Annotated in this window: 15 protein-coding genes; 13 read left to right on the top strand and 2 right to left on the bottom strand. The window is 67.6% G+C overall.

Annotation, left to right across the window (positions count from 1 at the left end):
- Positions 1–29 precede the first annotated feature (29 nt).
- The 4 genes from AB0F43_RS04340 to AB0F43_RS04325 are packed head-to-tail and all read left to right on the top strand — an operon-like array spanning position 30 to position 3,360.
- Complete coding sequence (locus tag AB0F43_RS04340) at positions 30–1,334, top strand: hemolysin family protein (RefSeq protein ID WP_360470445.1); 1,305 nt, start codon at positions 30–32, stop codon at positions 1,332–1,334.
- Positions 1,335–1,373: 39 nt separating this feature from the next.
- Positions 1,374–1,709 carry a cytidine deaminase gene (locus tag AB0F43_RS04335; RefSeq protein WP_360470443.1) on the top strand — a complete coding sequence of 112 codons (336 nt, stop codon included), beginning with the start codon at positions 1,374–1,376 and terminating at the stop codon, positions 1,707–1,709.
- Positions 1,693–2,685 (top strand): GTPase Era, encoded by a 993-nt coding sequence (era, locus tag AB0F43_RS04330; RefSeq protein ID WP_360470440.1) that lies wholly within the window; start codon positions 1,693–1,695, stop codon positions 2,683–2,685. The genes AB0F43_RS04335 and era overlap by 17 nt, the downstream gene beginning before the upstream one ends.
- On the top strand, positions 2,686–3,360 hold the full coding sequence (locus tag AB0F43_RS04325; RefSeq protein WP_360470438.1) for a GNAT family N-acetyltransferase: 675 nt from the start codon (positions 2,686–2,688) through the stop codon (positions 3,358–3,360).
- Here AB0F43_RS04325 and AB0F43_RS04320 read toward each other — a convergent pair.
- The gene (locus tag AB0F43_RS04320; protein ID WP_360470436.1) at positions 3,357–4,346 is read right to left on the bottom strand and encodes a GNAT family N-acetyltransferase; all 990 of its coding nucleotides are present in this window, start codon (positions 4,344–4,346) and stop codon (positions 3,357–3,359) included. The genes AB0F43_RS04325 and AB0F43_RS04320 overlap by 4 nt on opposite strands.
- 125 nt (positions 4,347–4,471) lie before the next feature.
- Here AB0F43_RS04320 and AB0F43_RS04315 point away from each other — a divergent pair, with 125 nt between their 5' ends.
- Both AB0F43_RS04315 and katG read left to right on the top strand, forming a co-directional pair.
- On the top strand, positions 4,472–4,897 hold the full coding sequence (locus AB0F43_RS04315; RefSeq protein WP_360473009.1) for a Fur family transcriptional regulator: 426 nt from the start codon (positions 4,472–4,474) through the stop codon (positions 4,895–4,897).
- A 2-nt stretch (positions 4,898–4,899) separates the two neighbouring features.
- Positions 4,900–7,101, top strand: a complete 2,202-nt coding sequence (katG, locus tag AB0F43_RS04310; protein ID WP_360470433.1) for a catalase/peroxidase HPI — start codon at positions 4,900–4,902, stop codon at positions 7,099–7,101.
- 37 nt (positions 7,102–7,138) lie between these two features.
- On the opposite strand, the gene AB0F43_RS04305 is transcribed toward katG, so the two are convergent.
- Entirely contained in the window at positions 7,139–7,558 is a 420-nt protein-coding gene (locus tag AB0F43_RS04305) for a PPOX class F420-dependent oxidoreductase (RefSeq protein WP_360470430.1), read from the bottom strand.
- A 289-nt stretch (positions 7,559–7,847) separates the two neighbouring features.
- On the opposite strand from AB0F43_RS04305, the gene leuA reads away from it, so the two are divergent.
- From leuA to AB0F43_RS04270, 7 genes are all read left to right on the top strand, one after another.
- Entirely contained in the window at positions 7,848–9,521 is a 1,674-nt protein-coding gene (leuA, locus tag AB0F43_RS04300) for a 2-isopropylmalate synthase (protein ID WP_360473006.1), read from the top strand.
- Between the two features lie 226 nt (positions 9,522–9,747).
- Entirely contained in the window at positions 9,748–10,848 is a 1,101-nt protein-coding gene (locus AB0F43_RS04295) for an ABC transporter permease (protein WP_360470427.1), read from the top strand.
- Positions 10,849–10,852: 4 nt separating this feature from the next.
- Positions 10,853–11,758, top strand: a complete 906-nt coding sequence (locus AB0F43_RS04290) for an ABC transporter permease (RefSeq protein WP_360470425.1) — start codon at positions 10,853–10,855, stop codon at positions 11,756–11,758.
- A gap of 2 nt (positions 11,759–11,760) precedes the next feature.
- Entirely contained in the window at positions 11,761–12,849 is a 1,089-nt protein-coding gene (locus tag AB0F43_RS04285) for an ABC transporter ATP-binding protein (protein WP_360470423.1), read from the top strand.
- Complete coding sequence (locus tag AB0F43_RS04280; protein WP_360470422.1) at positions 12,846–13,901, top strand: ABC transporter ATP-binding protein; 1,056 nt, start codon at positions 12,846–12,848, stop codon at positions 13,899–13,901. Before AB0F43_RS04285 ends, AB0F43_RS04280 begins: the two co-directional genes overlap by 4 nt.
- The gene (locus tag AB0F43_RS04275) at positions 13,901–14,104 is read left to right on the top strand and encodes a hypothetical protein (protein WP_360470420.1); all 204 of its coding nucleotides are present in this window, start codon (positions 13,901–13,903) and stop codon (positions 14,102–14,104) included. Before AB0F43_RS04280 ends, AB0F43_RS04275 begins: the two co-directional genes overlap by 1 nt.
- Positions 14,105–14,168: 64 nt before the next feature.
- On the top strand, positions 14,169–16,031 hold the full coding sequence (locus tag AB0F43_RS04270; protein WP_360470418.1) for an ABC transporter substrate-binding protein: 1,863 nt from the start codon (positions 14,169–14,171) through the stop codon (positions 16,029–16,031).
- The last annotated feature ends 62 nt before the right edge of the window (positions 16,032–16,093 follow it).

Genomic DNA, 16,093 nt, shown 5'->3' with positions numbered 1-16,093 from the left:
TCACCCGCTAGGACAGGAGTGACGTTGCGGTGACCTCCCACGACCTGGTTCTGCTGGTTGTGGCTGCGGTGCTCGTCCTGCTCGCCGGTCTGTTCGCCGGCGCCGAGGCGGCACTGTCGTCGTACTCGAAGGTGCGGGCGAACGAGCAGGTCGAGCTGGGCAACCTGCGCGCGATCCGGCTCCGGGACCTGCTGTCGGACGCGCCGCGCTACCTGAACTCGCTGCTGCTGGTCCGGCTGATCTGCGAGATCACCGCGATCGTGCTGGTCACCCAGGCGCTGTCTGAGATCCTCCCGATCACGTGGGAGCACATCCTGATCACCGCCGTGGTGATGGTGCTGGTCTCGTACGTGATCATCGGTGTCGCGCCGCGTACCCTCGGCCGGCAGCACTCGGACCGGTTCGCGATCCTGTCGGCCGGCCCGGTGATGGCGCTGACCCGCGTCCTCGGCCCGCTGCCGAAGGTGCTGATCATGCTGGGTAACGCGCTCACACCCGGCAAGGGATTCGCCGAGGGCCCGTTCGCGACCGAGGCCGAGCTGCGCGCGCTCGTCGACTACGCCGAGAAGTCGGCGGTGATCGAGTCCGGCGAGCGGCAGATGATCCACTCCGTGTTCGAGCTCGGTGACACCATCGTCCGCGAGGTGATGGTGCCGCGGACCGACATGGTCTACATCGAGAAGCACAAGAAGCTGCGCCAGCTCACCTCGCTGGCGCTGCGCTCGGGGTACTCACGCATCCCGGTGATCGGGGAGTCGCTGGACGACATCCTCGGCATCGTCTACCTCAAGGACGTGATGCGCCGGGTGTACGACAACGCGCAGGCCGAGTCGACCGAGCGGGTCGAGTCGGTGATGCGGCCGTCGATGTACATCCCGGACTCCAAGCCGATCGACGAGCTGCTGCGCGAGATGCAGGCGGCCCGGATGCACGTCGCGATCGTCGTCGACGAATACGGCGGCACGGCCGGCCTGGTCACCATCGAGGACATCCTGGAGGAGATCGTCGGGGAGATCACCGACGAGTACGACGAGGTGCTCGACTCGGTGCAGGAGCTGTCGGACGGTGCCTACCGGGTGTCGAGCCGGCTGCCGATCGACGAGCTGGGCGAGTTGTTCGGCGTACCGCTGGACGACGACGATGTCGACACGGTCGGCGGCCTGATGGCCAAACTGCTCGGCAAGGTGCCGATCCCCGGCGCCGAGGTGGAGATCGCCGGACTGTCGCTGACCGCGGAGCGCCCGTCCGGCCGCCGGAACCAGGTCGGTACTGTGCTGGTACGGCGGGAGGAGACCGCCGACCCTTCGCACGACCAGAGCCACCAGCACGCCTGACCCACTTCGACCAGCTGTTTCGAGTTCTTTGGAGCTTTCTTGTCAGACCTCTCGGCCGAGGACGCCAAACTCGTCACCCTGGCCCGCGCCGCCCGGGCCCGGACTCGCGCGGCCGAAGGTGCCGCCGTACGAGACTCCGACGGCCGGACGTATGCCGCCTGCACGGTGGCGCTCGACACCGTCGACCTCACCGCGCTGCAGCTGGCGGTCGCGATGGCGTTGTCCTCGGGGGTGAAGGGCCTGGAGGCCGCCGCGGTGGTCACCGACGTACCCGACGGCATCGACGTGAGCGTCGTCCGCCACTTCGCCGGCGCCGCCATCCCCGTAGTGGTTGCCAATGGCACCGGAGAGGTCCGCGATGTCGTCCACACCTGAGAACAAGCGCCCTGGATCCACCCCGCCTCCGGCGCCCTCGTCTTCTCCCGGTGCCGAAGCCGCCGGCTTCCGGTCGGGTTTCGCCTGCTTCGTCGGCCGTCCCAACGCCGGCAAGTCGACCCTCACCAACGCGCTGGTGGGGAAGAAGATCGTCATCACGTCGTCGAAGCCGCAGACGACCAGGCACGCCGTCCGCGGCATCGTGCACCGGCCCGACGCGCAGCTCGTGCTGGTCGACACCCCCGGTCTGCACAAGCCGCGGACCCTGCTCGGCGAACGCCTGAACGACCTGGTGAAGACCACCTGGGCCGAGGTCGACGTGATCGCGGTCTGCCTGCCGGCCAGTGACAAGATCGGCCCGGGAGACCGGTTCCTGGTGACCGAGGCGGCCAAGGTCGCGAGGACCCCGAAGGTCGCGCTGGCCACCAAGGCCGACCTGGTCGAACCGGACCGGATGGTCGAGCACCTGGCCGAGATCGCCGCGCTGGGGGAGTCGGCCGGGATCGAGTGGGCCTCGATCGTGCCGGTCTCGGCGACGTCCGGCTACCAGGTCGACGTGGTCGCCGACGAACTCGTGAAGCTGCTGCCCGAGGGCCACCCGCTCTACCCGGACGGCGACATCACCGACGAGCCCGAGGAGACCCTGGTCGCGGAGTTGATCCGCGAGGCGGCGCTGGAGGGTGTGCGCGACGAACTGCCGCACTCGATCGCGGTCACCATCGACGAGATGGGCCTGCGCGAGGGGCGCCCGGAGGACAAGCCGCTGCTCGACGTGTACGCCAACATCTTCCTCGAGCGGGACAGCCAGAAGGGCATCGTGATCGGCCACAAGGGCGCCCGCCTGCGTGAGGTCGGCGCCGCCGCCCGCCGCCAGATCGAGGCGTTGCTGGGTACGCCGGTCTACCTCGACCTGCATGTCAAGATCGCCAAGAACTGGCAGACCGACGCCAAGCACCTGCGCAAACTGGGCTTCTGAATGACCCTGCGGAATCCCGTGTACGCCGCCCTGACCGGCCCGCACGCCACGTTCGCGGAATCCCGAGGCAACACGCGCTGCTATCCCTCGTCGATTGCCCCGTTCCTGGCGCTCCCGGACAACCCCACGGCTCAGGACTGGTCCGACGCCGCCGATCTCCTCGGGACCGGCACCGTCGCCGCCCTGATGCGCCCGGACCTCCCGATCCCGGACACGTTCAAACTCGACCGCCAGTTCGACATCGTCCAGTACGTCGCCCCGCCGACGCTGGCCGCGGTCGACGACGAAGCCGTCGTACTCACGCCGGACGACGTACCGGACATGCTCGCCTTGGTGGCACTCACCGACCCCGGCCCGTTCCGCTCCCGCACGATCGAGCTGGGCACCTACCTGGGCATCCGCCGTGACGGCGAGCTCATCGCCATGGCCGGCACACGCTTCGCGCTACCGGACCACATCGAGATCAGCGCCGTCTGCACCCACCCGTCGTACCGCGGCCAAGGTCTGGCCAGCCGCCTCATCCGCGCGGTGGCCGCCCACATCGCCTCAACCGGCCGTACGCCGTTCCTGCACACAGGCGGCACCAACATCCGCGCCATCCAGCTCTACGAATCGCTCGGCTTCACCCTCTCCCACCAGATGAAGGTGACCATCGTCGAACCGGTCCAGCGTTAGAGCTTCTTCTGGAATTCCAGGGCTCTGGCGATGACCCGGTAGTTGAGTTGTTCGTTGATCGCGATCATGTGGTTGTTGGACTCGGCGTTCCAGGTGTCGAGCTGGGTGAGGGCGGGTTCCTGGTCACGCATCCACAGCAGCATGGCCGACTTGAGCAGGGCACCCAGCCGGTGGCCGCGGTGGTCGCGGGAGACGGCGGTGTCGTTCTGCTCGCCGATGTGCGGGCGTTCGTGCTCGACGGTGATGGTGGAGTGGCCGGCCAGGGCGCCGGTGGACTTCTCCCGGGCGATCACCCGGTAGAGGCTGCGATCGCTCTTCAGCTGCGCCTGCTCGTACGCGCGCAACCGCTCCGGGCTGTACGCGTCGTCCTCGATGTCGAGGTCGTCCTTCGGTGCGTCGTTGATCGACTCCGTCACCGTGACCATGCCCTCGAGCAGCTCCTCCGGCAGCGGGCCGGTGACCTTCAGCAGCTCGTACGCCGTGGAGGCCGCGACCGCGTCGTCGTACAGCTTCTGCACGACTGCCCAGTCGAGATTCGCGATGTCCTGGCGGCGGTTCACCGCTGTGGCCTTCCGCTCGAAGCCGTGCCGCTGAGCGAACGCCTCCGACTTCGGCAGGTCCCACGAGCTGGCACCGAGCGAGGTCCGGCCGAGCTCCGCGGCCAGCGCCTCGCCGTAGGCGACCAGCTCCGCCCCGATCCCGCGGTTGCGGTAGTCCGGATGGACGTCGACACCCAGCCACACCAGGTTGGTGTTGTCGTACGTCGGAGCGTCCGCGGAGAGCAAGCCCACGGCCGTCCCGTCGGTGTCCCGGGCGAGATAGGCCCGCGGCGGGTCGAGGTCCCAGCCGTACCGCAAGCTGTTCGCATAGCCCCGTGGCGTCGGCAGCAGCGACTCCGGGCAGTCCACCTTGGCGGAGGCGTTCATCACCGCAACGGCATCCGCACATCCGACCTCGTCGTCGGGTGACAGTCTTGTGATCTCCACGCCCTCAGGTTCCTCCCCGCCGTCCTTTACCGCGAGTGATTTTCCAGCCGCGAACGGAAAACTTGACTGATTCCAGAACGGGGAGAAGACTGCGTGAGGTGGCCGTCGAATCCGACCTCCACCAGATGTTGCGCGAGGTCGCGCTCCGGGTCACCCGGCCACGGGTGGCCGTACTCCACGCTGTCCACTCGCATCCGCACGCGGACACCGACACGATCATCCGCGCCACCCGCCGGGCACTGCCCGACGTGTCCCATCAGGCCGTGTACGACGTACTGCGCGCGCTCACCGACGCCCGGCTGCTGCGGCGGATCCAGCCGGCCGGATCGGTCGCGCGGTACGAGGCGCGGGTGGGGGACAACCACCATCATGTGGTGTGCCGATCGTGCGGTGCGATCGAAGACGTGGACTGCGCCGTCGGCGAGGCGCCCTGCCTGCACCCGTCGGAACGCCACGGCTTCTCCGTCGACGAGGCCGAAGTCGTCTATTGGGGCGTGTGCCCCACCTGTTCCGCCGCCACTCCTGACCCAGCAACCGTACGGAAAGGTTGAGCATGTCCGACACGTCCGGTGTTACCCCTCACGGCAGCGAGAGCGAGAACCCCGCCATCGACTCGCCGACACCCAAGACCAGCCGGCCGAGGACGAACAAGGACTGGTGGCCGAACCAGCTGGACCTCACGATCCTGCACCCGCACGCGACCAAGTCGAACCCGATGGAGGACGATTTCGACTACGCCGAGGAGTTCGCGAAACTCGACGTCGACGCGCTCAAGGCGGACCTCGTCGAGGTGATGCGTACGTCGCAGGACTGGTGGCCGGCCGACTTCGGCCACTACGGTCCGCTCTTCATCCGGATGAGCTGGCACGCGGCCGGTACGTACCGGATCGAGGACGGTCGTGGCGGTGCAGGTGACGGCACCCAGCGGTTCGCGCCGCTGAACAGCTGGCCCGACAACGCGAACCTGGACAAGGCCCGGCGCCTGTTGTGGCCGGTCAAGCAGAAGTACGGGCGGAAGATCTCCTGGGCGGACCTGCTGGTGCTGGCCGGCAACGTCGCCCTGGAGGACATGGGTTTCAAGACCTTCGGTTTCGGCTTCGGGCGCCAGGACGTCTGGGAGCCGGAGGAGATCTACTGGGGGCCGGAGGACACCTGGCTCGGCGACGAGCGCTACAGCGGTGACCGCGAGCTGTCCGGACCGTTCGGCGCCGTACAGATGGGCCTGATCTACGTCAATCCGGAGGGGCCGAACGGCAATCCGGACCCGCTCGCCGCGGCGCGCGACATCCGGGAGACATTCGGCCGGATGGCGATGAATGACGAGGAGACGGTCGCGCTGATCGCGGGCGGCCACTCGTTCGGCAAGACCCACGGCGCCGGACCGGCCGAGCACGTCGGGCCCGAGCCCGAGGCCGCACCGCTCGAGGCACAAGGGCTCGGCTGGCACAGCACCTTCGGCACCGGCAAGGGCAAGGACACCATCACCAGCGGCCTCGAGGTGACGTGGACGAGTACGCCGACCCGCTTCGGCAACGGGTTCTTCGACAATCTCTTCGGTCATGAGTGGGAGCTCACCAAGAGCCCGGCCGGCGCTCACCAGTGGGTCGCCAAGGACGCCGAGGAGAACGTGCCCGACGCGCACGTCCCGGGCAAGAAGCACCGCCCGACGATGCTCACGACCGACCTGGCACTGCGTCTCGACCCGATCTACGGGCCGATCTCGCGGCGCTTCCACGAGAACCCGGACGAGTTCGCGCTGGCCTTCGCCAAGGCCTGGTACAAGCTGCTGCACCGCGACATGGGCCCGATCTCGCGCTATCTCGGCCCGTGGGTTCCGGAGCCGCAGCTCTGGCAGGACCCCGTTCCGGCGGTCGACCACGAGCTGATCGGTGACGAGGACATCGCGGCGCTCAAGGAGAAGATCCTTGCCTCCGGTCTGTCCGTCACGCGACTGGTCTCCACCGCGTGGGCGTCCGCGGCCAGCTTCCGCGGCACCGACAAGCGCGGTGGCGCGAACGGCGCGCGGATCCGGCTCGAGCCGCAGCGCAGCTGGGAGGTCAACGAACCGGCCGAACTGGCGAAGGTGCTGCCGACGCTCGAACAGATCCAGCAGGACTTCAACAGCGCGCAAACCGGTGCGAAGCGGGTGTCGCTGGCCGACCTGATCGTGCTCGGCGGCTCCGCGGCCGTCGAACAGGCGGCCCGGAACGCCGGCCAGGACATCACCGTGCCGTTCCACCCTGGCCGGACGGACGCCTCGCAGGAGGAGACCGACGTCGACACCTTCGCCGTCCTCGAACCGCGGGCCGACGGCTTCCGCAACTACCTCCGGCCCGGCGAGAAGCTCTCACCGGAGACGCTGTTGCTGGACCGCGCGTACATGCTGACCCTGACCGCTCCGGAGCTGACGGTCCTGGTCGGCGGCCTGCGGGCGCTAGGAATCAGCCGTGCCCAGCACGGGGTCTTCACCGACCGGCCGGGCACGCTGACCAACGACTTCTTCATCAACCTGCTCGCCGCCGGGTCGGAGTGGCGAGCCTCGAAGTCGGAGGAGAACGTCTTCGAGATCCGCGACCTCGCCACCGATGAGGTCAAGTGGACGGCGACCGCGGTCGACCTGGTCTTCGGAGCGAACTCGCAACTGCGCAGCCTGTCCGAGGTCTACGCGAGCCTGGACGCGCAGCAGAAGTTCCTCACCGACTTCGTCGCGGCCTGGGTCAAGGTGATGGACCTCGACCGCTTCGACCTCCGCTGACCAGCTGGCGTCCGGGGCCGGCCGGCCCCGGACGCCATCAGGACGGTGACGGCATGCCGTAGGCGTGGTCGACCGTCATCGAGAACACCAGGCGCTTGTCGGCCACCATCACCCGGCGGTACTCGTCCCAGTCCGGGTGCTCGCCGGACGCGGTCCGGTAGTAGTCCACCAGCTCCTCGACGACCTCGTCGTACGGGTCCGCGGCGACCGGGCTGAGCTCGGCCTTTCCTTCGAGTACGACGTACGACCGGCCGCCGGGACCGTCGACGTACAAGCTGGCGCGGGGATCGCGGCGCAGGTTCTTCGTCTTGGCCCGGCCGTCGGTGAGCGACACCCGGATCCGCTCGCCGTCGTACACGTAGGTGACGTTCGACAGCTGCGGCCTGCCGTCGCGCTTGAGCGTGACCAGGACGCCGAGGCCGTGGGTGCCGATCCGGTCGGTGAGGGATGCAGTCATACGACCAGGTTAAAAATTCAAGCGCGCTTGAGCACAAGTCGTCACGCACGGTCTCGGCGGGCGAGACCCCCGGTTCGACGGGCGGGGTGGGTTGTGCTTAGACTCACTCGCATCATGCGGCACCAGCTTCTCCTCCTTCGCTGCCGCGGCGAGGCCTGACAAGGCCGGTTCCCTCGCCGCGGAGTTTCGTCGTACGCCGGTCGTCCTCACGACCCCCGCAGTACACCTCCCGAGGAGAACCTCAGTGGCACCGAAGAACCAGCCCAAGCCCGTCCAGCAGCCGTCCGGGATGCCGATCCAGCGCTACCGCGCGTTTCCGCCGATCGACCTGCCGGACCGCACCTGGCCCACCAAGTCGGTCGACCGGACCCCGCGCTGGCTGTCCACCGACCTCCGCGACGGCAACCAGGCCCTGGTCGAGCCGATGTCGCCGGCCCGCAAGCGGCGGATGTTCGACCTGCTGGTGAAGATGGGCTACAAGGAGATCGAGGTCGGTTTCCCGAGCGCGAGCCAGTACGACTTCGACTTCGTCCGCAGCCTGATCGAAGAGGACGTCATCCCCGACGACGTCACCATCTCGGTGCTGACCCAGGCCCGCGACGAACTGATCGAGCGGACCGTGCAGTCGCTGCAGGGCTCGCCGAAGGCGACCATCCACCTCTACAACGCGACCGCGCCGCTGTTCCGCCGGGTGGTCTTCAACGTGGACAAGGCCGAGTGCCTGGCGATCGCCGTCCGCGGCACCGAGACGGTGATGAAGTACGCCGACGACATGCTCGGCGACTGCGAGTTCGGGTACCAGTACAGCCCGGAGATCTTCACCGGCACCGAGCTGGAGTTCGCCCTCGAGGTGTGCGAGGCGGTCAGCGACCAGTGGCAGCCGGCTGAGGGCCGCGAAATCATCCTGAACCTGCCGGCCACCGTCGAGATGTCCACCCCGAACGTCTACGCCGACCAGATCGAGTGGTTCAGCCGGAACCTGACCCGGCGCGAGCACAGCACGATCAGCCTGCACCCGCACAACGACCGCGGCACCGCGGTGGCCGCGACCGAGCTGGCCCTGATGGCCGGTGCGGACCGGGTCGAGGGCTGCCTGTTCGGCCACGGCGAGCGGACCGGCAACGTCGACCTGGTCACGCTGGGGATGAACCTGTTCAGCCAGGGCATCGACCCGCAGATCGACTTCTCCGACATCGACGAGATCCGCCGTACGGTCGAGTACTGCACCCAGATGCGGGTCCCCGAGCGGCAGCCGTACGCCGGCGACCTGGTCTACACCGCCTTCTCCGGCTCGCACCAGGACGCGATCAAGAAGGGTCTGGAGGCGCTGGACAAGCAGGCCGCGGCCGAGGGCAAGCACGTCTCGGAGATCGCCTGGGAGGCGCCGTACCTGCCGATCGACCCGAAGGACGTCGGCCGGTCGTACGAGGCGGTCATCCGGGTGAACTCGCAGTCCGGCAAGGGCGGCGTCGCCTACATCATGAAGTCGGAGCACCGGCTCGACCTGCCGCGCCGGCTGCAGATCGAGTTCAGCCGGGTGATCCAGCAGCACACCGACGCCGAGGGCGGCGAGGTCGGCCCGCAGCACATGTGGGACATCTTCGCGGCCGAGTACCTGGCGCCGGGCAAGCTGTCGCTGCTCACGGTCAACTCGTCGTCCGGCGAGGGGCAGGGCGACCAGCTGCGCGTCCAGGTGTACTCCAACGGCGTACCGCACGAGCTGACCGGCGAGGGCAACGGTCCGGTGTCGGCGTTCGTCGACGCGCTCAAGCCGCTCAAGTACGACGTCCGCGTGCTGGACTACCACGAGCACGCGCTCTCGGCCGGCGGTGACGCCCTCGCCGCGGCGTACGTCGAGTGTGAGGTCGGCGACGAGGTCTACTGGGGTGTCGGCCGCGACGCCAACATCCTCACCGCGTCCCTGAAGGCGGTCGTCTCCGCCATCAACCGCGCGACGCGTTAACCACTGATCACCCCGTCGCCCGCTACCCTCCGCAAGGGTGGCGGGCGACTTGCGCGTTCGATGGCACTGTCATTGCTTACTGAGGGCAACGTTGTCTCAATTCATTGACTACGTGTCTGTGGATGCGCAGACTATCGCCACTGTGCGCAGATCCTTGCAAGGCAGCTTTTCTTATTAAAGGTGTGACCGGGGCCCTGTTCGTCGGTAGTCGCGTGGAGGTGAGGCTGTGAGCGGTGCGGTCGACACACCGTCCGGAAAGCTGATCGAGGGGCTGGTCGAGGAACCGAGACCCTCGCCCGTAAAGCGGTTCGTCCAGGCATGGCTGGTCCGGCGCATCGCGAAAGCGGTCCTCACCGTCTTCATCGTCACGACCGGGACGTTCTTCCTGGTCAGGCTGCTGCCGGGCAACCCGGTCGACACCTTCATCCAGACGCAGATCGCGCAGACCGGCATGTCGTATCAGGACGCTGCCGCGCAGGCCAAGAACCTGTTCTCGCTCGACCCGGACGAACCGCTGATCCAGCAGTACTTCACGTACATGCTCAACCTGCTGCGCGGCGACTTCGGCAACTCGGTGCTGTCGCCGGGCACGACCGTGGCCCAGGTGATCAAGACCTACCTGCCCTGGACGCTGTTCTCCGTCGGCGTCGCCACGATCATCGCCTTCGCCATCGGCATCGTGGCCGGCATGATCATGGCCTACCGCCGGGAGAGCTGGATCGACCACACGCTCAGCGCGCTGGGCTCGCTGCTCCACGCGATTCCGAACTACATCCTCGCGATCCTGATCGTGGTCTTCCTCGGGGTGAAGCTGCAGGTCTTCAACCTGACCGAGGCCCGCGGCTCCTACACACCGGGGGTGGAACCATCGTTCAGCCTGAGCTTCCTGAACGACATCTTCTACCACGCGACGTTGCCGATCCTCGCCTACACGCTGACCACGGTCGGCTCCTGGGCGCTGGTGATGAAGTCCTCGACCGTGGAGACGCTCGGCGAGGACTACGTGACCGTCGCCCGGGCACGCGGGCTGAAAGACTCCCGGATCCGGACCGGGTACGTCGGGCGCAACGCCGTACTGCCGTTGTTCAGCGCGCTCGCGGTCTCCCTCGGCTTCGTGGTCGGTGGTTCGATCTTCGTGGAGCGGATCTTCGGTTACCAGGGCATCGGGTTCATCCTCTTCAACGCGGTCAACGGCCGGGACTACCCGGTGCTGCAGGGGATCTTCCTGGTCCTGACGATCTCGGTGGTGGCGGCCAACCTGATCGCCGACGTGCTCTACAGCCGGCTGGATCCGCGGATCCGGGTCGGTGCGAAGGCGAAGGGCTGACACGATGGCCGACACCCTGACCGCAGGTCCCGACGTCTCCGCGATCGGGACCACGAGCGTCTCCCGCTTCGCCGGCATCCTGACCGCGCTTCGGCGCAGCCCGGTGGGCTTCGCCGGATTCCTGATCGTGCTGCTGCTTGTGCTGGTCTCCGCGATCGGGCCGTTCCTCACGCCCGATGTGGAGCCCAACGTGAAGGAGATCCTGCTGCCGGCGGGGTCGCCCGGGCACCTGCTCGGGACCGACAACGAGGGCAAAGACGTGCTGATCCAGATGATCGGCGGCGGCCGGACGGTCATCTTCGTCGGGTTCCTCGCCGCGGCGATCTCGACCGCCCTCGCCATCGTGCTCGGCTCGCTGGCCGCCTACCTCGGGGGCTGGGTCGACTCGGTGGTTGTCGCCGCGGCCGACGTCTTCCTCACGATCCCGCAGATCGTCCTGCTGGCCGTCCTGGGTGCCTTCTTCAGGCTCGACTCGCCGCTCCTGCTCGCGCTGCTGGTCGGCGGCCTGTCCTGGCCGGTGCTGACCCGGGCGGTGCGCGCGCAGGTGTTCTCGCTGAAGGAGCGCGAATTCGTCGAAGCTGCCAGGTTGCTCGACCTCGGCACGATCCGGGTGGTGTTCGTCGAGATCCTGCCGAACATGGCCAGCTTCATCCTGATGAACTTCATGATCGGCGTGACGAACGCGATCTACCAGCTGGTCGGCCTCTACCTGCTCGGTCTGGCACCGCTGACCGGATCCAACTGGGGGATCATGCTCAACCGCGCCTGGATCGCGGGCGCCATCTTCAACGACGCGAGCCTGGCGTGGATCCTCAGCCCCGTCGTCGCGATCATCCTGCTGCTGCTCGGATTGGTGATGATGACGAGATCGCTCGAGGAAATCCTCAACCCGCGGCTCCGGGACCGGTGAGCATGGTGACTGCTACGACTCCAGGTGCGGCCCGCGCGGTGCGCGGCGGTCAGGGCAAGCCGCTGCTGTCCATCCGCGATTTCAACGTCGAGTACCGGACCGGGTCCGGCGGCACGGTGCGGGCCGTCCGTGGTGTCGACCTCGACCTCTTTCCCGGCGAGAGCCTTGCTCTGGTGGGGGAGAGCGGCTGCGGCAAGACCACGCTGGGCCTGGGCCTGCTGCGGTTGCTGCCGCGGCTGGGGCACGCCACCGGCAAGGTGATCTTCAACCGCGCCGACGGTACGGAGATCGACGTCCTCGGCCTGAACGGGCGCGATCTGCGCCAGTTCCGCTGGCGGGACGCGGCGATGGTCTTCCAGGGCGCGATGAACGCGTTCAACCCGGTGCTGAAGATCCGCGCGCACATGCACGACACGATGCGCGCCCACACCAGGGCCACCAAGCAGGAGATCGAGGACCGGGCCTCAGAGCTGCTCCGGCTGGTGCGGCTGGAGCCGGCGCGGGTGCTCGGCTGCTACCCGCACGAGCTGTCCGGCGGTATGCGCCAGCGCGTGCTGATCGCGATGAGTCTGCTGCTCGAGCCCGAGGTGCTGATTCTGGACGAGCCGACGACCGCGCTGGACATCCTGACCCAGCGGTCGATCGTCGACGTACTGCACGAGGTCCGTGAGCGACTGGGATTCTCGATGGTCTTCATCTCCCACGACCTGTCGCTGGCCGCCGAGCTCGCCGACCGGGTCGCCACCATGTACGCCGGCCGCATCATCGAGACCGGCGGGGTCCGTGATCTCTTCTACCGCCCCCGGCACCCGTACACGCTCGGCCTGATCAAGGCCGTGCCTCCGATCGTCGGCGACCTTCCGGATCTCGAGTCGATTCCGGGCGGCCCGCCGAGCCTTGCCGCGTTGCCTCCGGGCTGCAAGTTCAACCCGCGGTGCAAGTACGCCACCGAGGAGTGCACCGAGGCCGACCCGCCGCTGCTCCCGGTGACCGACCAGCCGGGCAGCGGGCACGAGGTCGCCTGCATCCACTGGAAGGAGGTGCACCTGGACCGGCAGGTGCGCAGCCAAGACATGGGGACAGCATCATGACCGTGATGGAGACGACCCCGCCGGCGGCGTCCGCGGGACGCACACCTTTGATGACGTTGGACGGTGTCAGCCAGGTGTTCGACACCAAGGCCGGCCCGATCCGCGCGGTCGACCACGTCGACCTGTCGATCAACCCTGGTGAGGTGCTCTGCCTGGTCGGGGAGAGCGGCTCCGGGAAGACGACCGCGGCGCGGATGGCGGCCGGACTGGCCCGGCCGCGCGGCGGCCGGGTGGCCTTCGACGGCACCGACATCTGGTCGATGCACCGGCGGGACTTCGGCATGTTCCGGCGCAGCGTCCAGTACGTGCACCAGGACCCGTACGCGTCGCTCAATCCGACCCGGACGGTCCAGCAGACGCTCACCGCTCCGCTGATCAAGCACGGTGTGGTCAAGGGGGCGAAGGCCGCCGCCGAGCGCGCCGCCGAGCTGCTGACGAAGGTCGACCTGACGCCGCCGGAGAGCTACCTGTCGAAGTACCCGCACCAGCTGTCCGGCGGTCAGCGGCAGCGGGTGTCGGTGGCCCGGGCGCTGACGCTGGACCCGAAGATCATCATCGCGGACGAGTCGACCTCGATGCTCGACGTGTCGATCAGGATCAGCGTGCTGGCCATGCTCGGACGGCTGCGCGACGAGCTCGGCGTGGGTTTCCTGTTCATCACCCACGACCTCGCGATCGCGAAGTACTTCGGCTGGCACGGCAAGACCGCGGTGATGTACCTGGGCCGGATCGTCGAGTTCGGGCCGACGCCGAAGATCATCAACTCGCCCACGCATCCCTACACCCGGGCGCTGATCGACGCGATCCCCGAGCCCGACCCCGATCTGACCAAGACCAAGGGCTCCGGATCGCTGCGCAGTCTGGACATCCCGAGCCTGGCGAACCTGCCACCCGGCTGTTCGTTCCATCCACGCTGCCCACTGTTCGAGGCAGGCCTGTGTGACGGTGCGGTGCCTCAGCTGGTCGAGATTCGCGGCGGGCAGTCGGCCGCGTGCCACGTGGTGGCCCGCGACGGCGCCGACGCGCTCCGGGCGGATGGGTCGGCGGGCTGATGCCGCCCGCGGTCGGCCGGGCGGCGCTCGGCTGGGCGGCGTTCCTGGTGCTGGCCAGCGTGATCCTGCTGATCACGCTGACGCCGGGGACGCCGGAGTTCGTGATCACCTTGTTCACCTTGTGTTTGGGCCTGTTCCTGGGCCTGCTCGTGGTTGCCGGGCTCCTCTGGACCCGGCACCGCGACAAACGCGAGGGCGGTTAGCAGTACGTCGTACCGGCAGTGCCTGGCCACGCGGGCGTGCGGCCAGTTCAGGAAAGGACGAAGGATGAGTCCCACCGGCACCAACGACTCCGGCAGCAACGGCTCGGGCATAAGCGCCCGGTCCAGTGCGATTTCCCGCCGGCACGTGCTCCAGCTGTTCGGTATCGCCGGTGTCGGCGCCGCCGGCATCGGGTCGCTGACGGCGTGTTCCCCCAGTACCCCGAACAGCGACAACGAGGGCGGCGGAAGCTCCGGCAACAAGGAGTTCCACGGCGCGTATCCGTACCAGTTGCCGCCGAAGGGTCACTTCAACCTGGCCGCCGGCGTTCTCGACGGCGTCCAGCAGTTGAGTCCGTACCTCGACCTGATCTACCCGAGCGGCGCCATGTACTACTGGGCCGACAAGAAGTACGAGTACATGATGGCCGAGTCCAGCTCGCTGGACGAGGCCAACAAGACCTACACCATGAAGCTCCGGTCCGGCCTGACCTGGAGTGACGGCTCGCCGGTGACCGCCAAGGATGTCGTGTCGACGTTCAACCTGCACTGGCTGATGCGCCAGCAGTCGTGGACGTTCCTGTCCGACGTCAAGGCGCAGGACGACACGACCGTGGTGTTCACCATCGGTACGCCGTCCACGGTGCTGGAGCGCTACATCCTCCGCGCGCCGATCCTGCCCGAGTCCGTCTACAAGGAGTGGTCCAGCAAGGCGGAGGCCCTGCGCAAGGCCAAGGCCAGCCTGGACAGTGGCGAGGGCAAGAAGCTGAACGGCGACTTCCAGAAGTTCCGCCCGGAGAACCCGGTCGTCTCCGGGCCGTTCAACTACGACCCGAAGACCATGACCAACTCGCAGATGTCGCTGGTCAAGAACGACAAGGGCCTGTTCGCCGACAAGATCGGCTTCAGCAAGGTCGTCCTGTACAACGGTGAGACCTCCGACATCACGCCGGTCGTGATGAACAAGGACGTCGACTACGCCACCCACGGGTTCGCGGTGGCCAGCGAGAAGACCTTCCAGTCCAACGGCTTCCGGATCCTCCGTCCGCCGGTGTACTCGGGGCCCGCACTGTACCTGAACTACACCACCCACCCAGAGTTCAGCGACGTTCGGGTTCGGCAGGCGATCGCCTATGTCCTCGACCGCAACGAGAACGGCACCGTCGCGCTGGGCGACTCGGGGAAGCCCTGCAAGTTCATGGCTGGTTTCTCCGACATCACCGTCCCGGACTGGGTGTCCGACGCCGACCAGAAGAAGCTGAACGCCTACGAAAAGGACCTGGACAAGGCCACTCAGCTGCTGCAGGCGGCGGGGTGGAAGAAGTCCGGCGACAAGTGGACACTGCCGAACGGGAAGCCCGCGGCGTATGACATCAAGTTCCCGACCGAGTTCGCGGACTGGAACCCGGCGGCGACGAACGCGGCCGACCAGTTGAACAAGTTCGGGTTCAACATCACCAAGCGGGGCGTCACCTTCACGCAGCAGGAGCCGGACGTTCTCGCCGGTAAGTTCGACATCGCCATCCAGGCGTGGGGCGCGTCGAGCCATCCGCATCCGTACTTCTCGTACGTGCAGGACCTCTACCGGTTCAACTACGTGCTGGCTGCGAACCAGGGTGGCAAGGGGATGAACTTCCCGCTCGAGCAGACCACCTCGGCCGGTCCGATCGACCTGAAGTCCGTGGTGGACAAGTCGGCCCAGGGCCTGAACCTGGACGAGCAGAAGAAGAACATCACCGCCGCGGCGCTGGCGTTCAACGAGTTGCTGCCGATCATCCCGCTGTGGGAGCGGTACGGGAACAACCCGGCGCTGGAGGGCAGCCGGGTCGCCAAGTTCCCGGCGGACGACGACCCGATCCTGAAGAACGCGCCGTACGCGGACAACTTCGTGATCATGGGCCTCTACGCGGGCAAGATCACCCCGGCCTGACCTGATCGCTGTCGGAGGCCCGTATCCGGACGGGCCTCCGACAGTTCCTGTCCGGCCGGAAA

The organism is Kribbella sp. NPDC023972 (assembly GCF_040639075.1).
In the GTDB taxonomy this organism is placed as follows: domain Bacteria; phylum Actinomycetota; class Actinomycetes; order Propionibacteriales; family Kribbellaceae; genus Kribbella.
The sequence above is the reverse complement of the archived record's forward strand: the minus strand, read 5'-3'. Positions and strand labels throughout refer to the sequence as shown.

Bases quoted from the DNA above. Each gene is read 5' to 3' on its own strand.
- era (WP_360470440.1), top strand. From the start codon at position 1,693: ATGTCGTCCACACCTGAGAACAAGCGCCCTGGATCCACCCCGCCTCCG.
- AB0F43_RS04270 (WP_360470418.1), top strand. From the start codon at position 14,169: ATGAGTCCCACCGGCACCAACGACTCCGGCAGCAACGGCTCGGGCATA.
- leuA (WP_360473006.1), top strand. From the start codon at position 7,848: ATGCCGATCCAGCGCTACCGCGCGTTTCCGCCGATCGACCTGCCGGAC.
- AB0F43_RS04285 (WP_360470423.1), top strand. From the start codon at position 11,761: ATGGTGACTGCTACGACTCCAGGTGCGGCCCGCGCGGTGCGCGGCGGT.
- AB0F43_RS04325 (WP_360470438.1), top strand. From the start codon at position 2,686: ATGACCCTGCGGAATCCCGTGTACGCCGCCCTGACCGGCCCGCACGCC.
- AB0F43_RS04290 (WP_360470425.1), top strand. From the start codon at position 10,853: ATGGCCGACACCCTGACCGCAGGTCCCGACGTCTCCGCGATCGGGACC.
- katG (WP_360470433.1), top strand. From the start codon at position 4,900: ATGTCCGACACGTCCGGTGTTACCCCTCACGGCAGCGAGAGCGAGAAC.
- AB0F43_RS04315 (WP_360473009.1), top strand. From the start codon at position 4,472: ATGTTGCGCGAGGTCGCGCTCCGGGTCACCCGGCCACGGGTGGCCGTA.
- AB0F43_RS04280 (WP_360470422.1), top strand. From the start codon at position 12,846: ATGACCGTGATGGAGACGACCCCGCCGGCGGCGTCCGCGGGACGCACA.
- AB0F43_RS04305 (WP_360470430.1), bottom strand. From the start codon at position 7,558: ATGACTGCATCCCTCACCGACCGGATCGGCACCCACGGCCTCGGCGTC.
- AB0F43_RS04275 (WP_360470420.1), top strand. From the start codon at position 13,901: ATGCCGCCCGCGGTCGGCCGGGCGGCGCTCGGCTGGGCGGCGTTCCTG.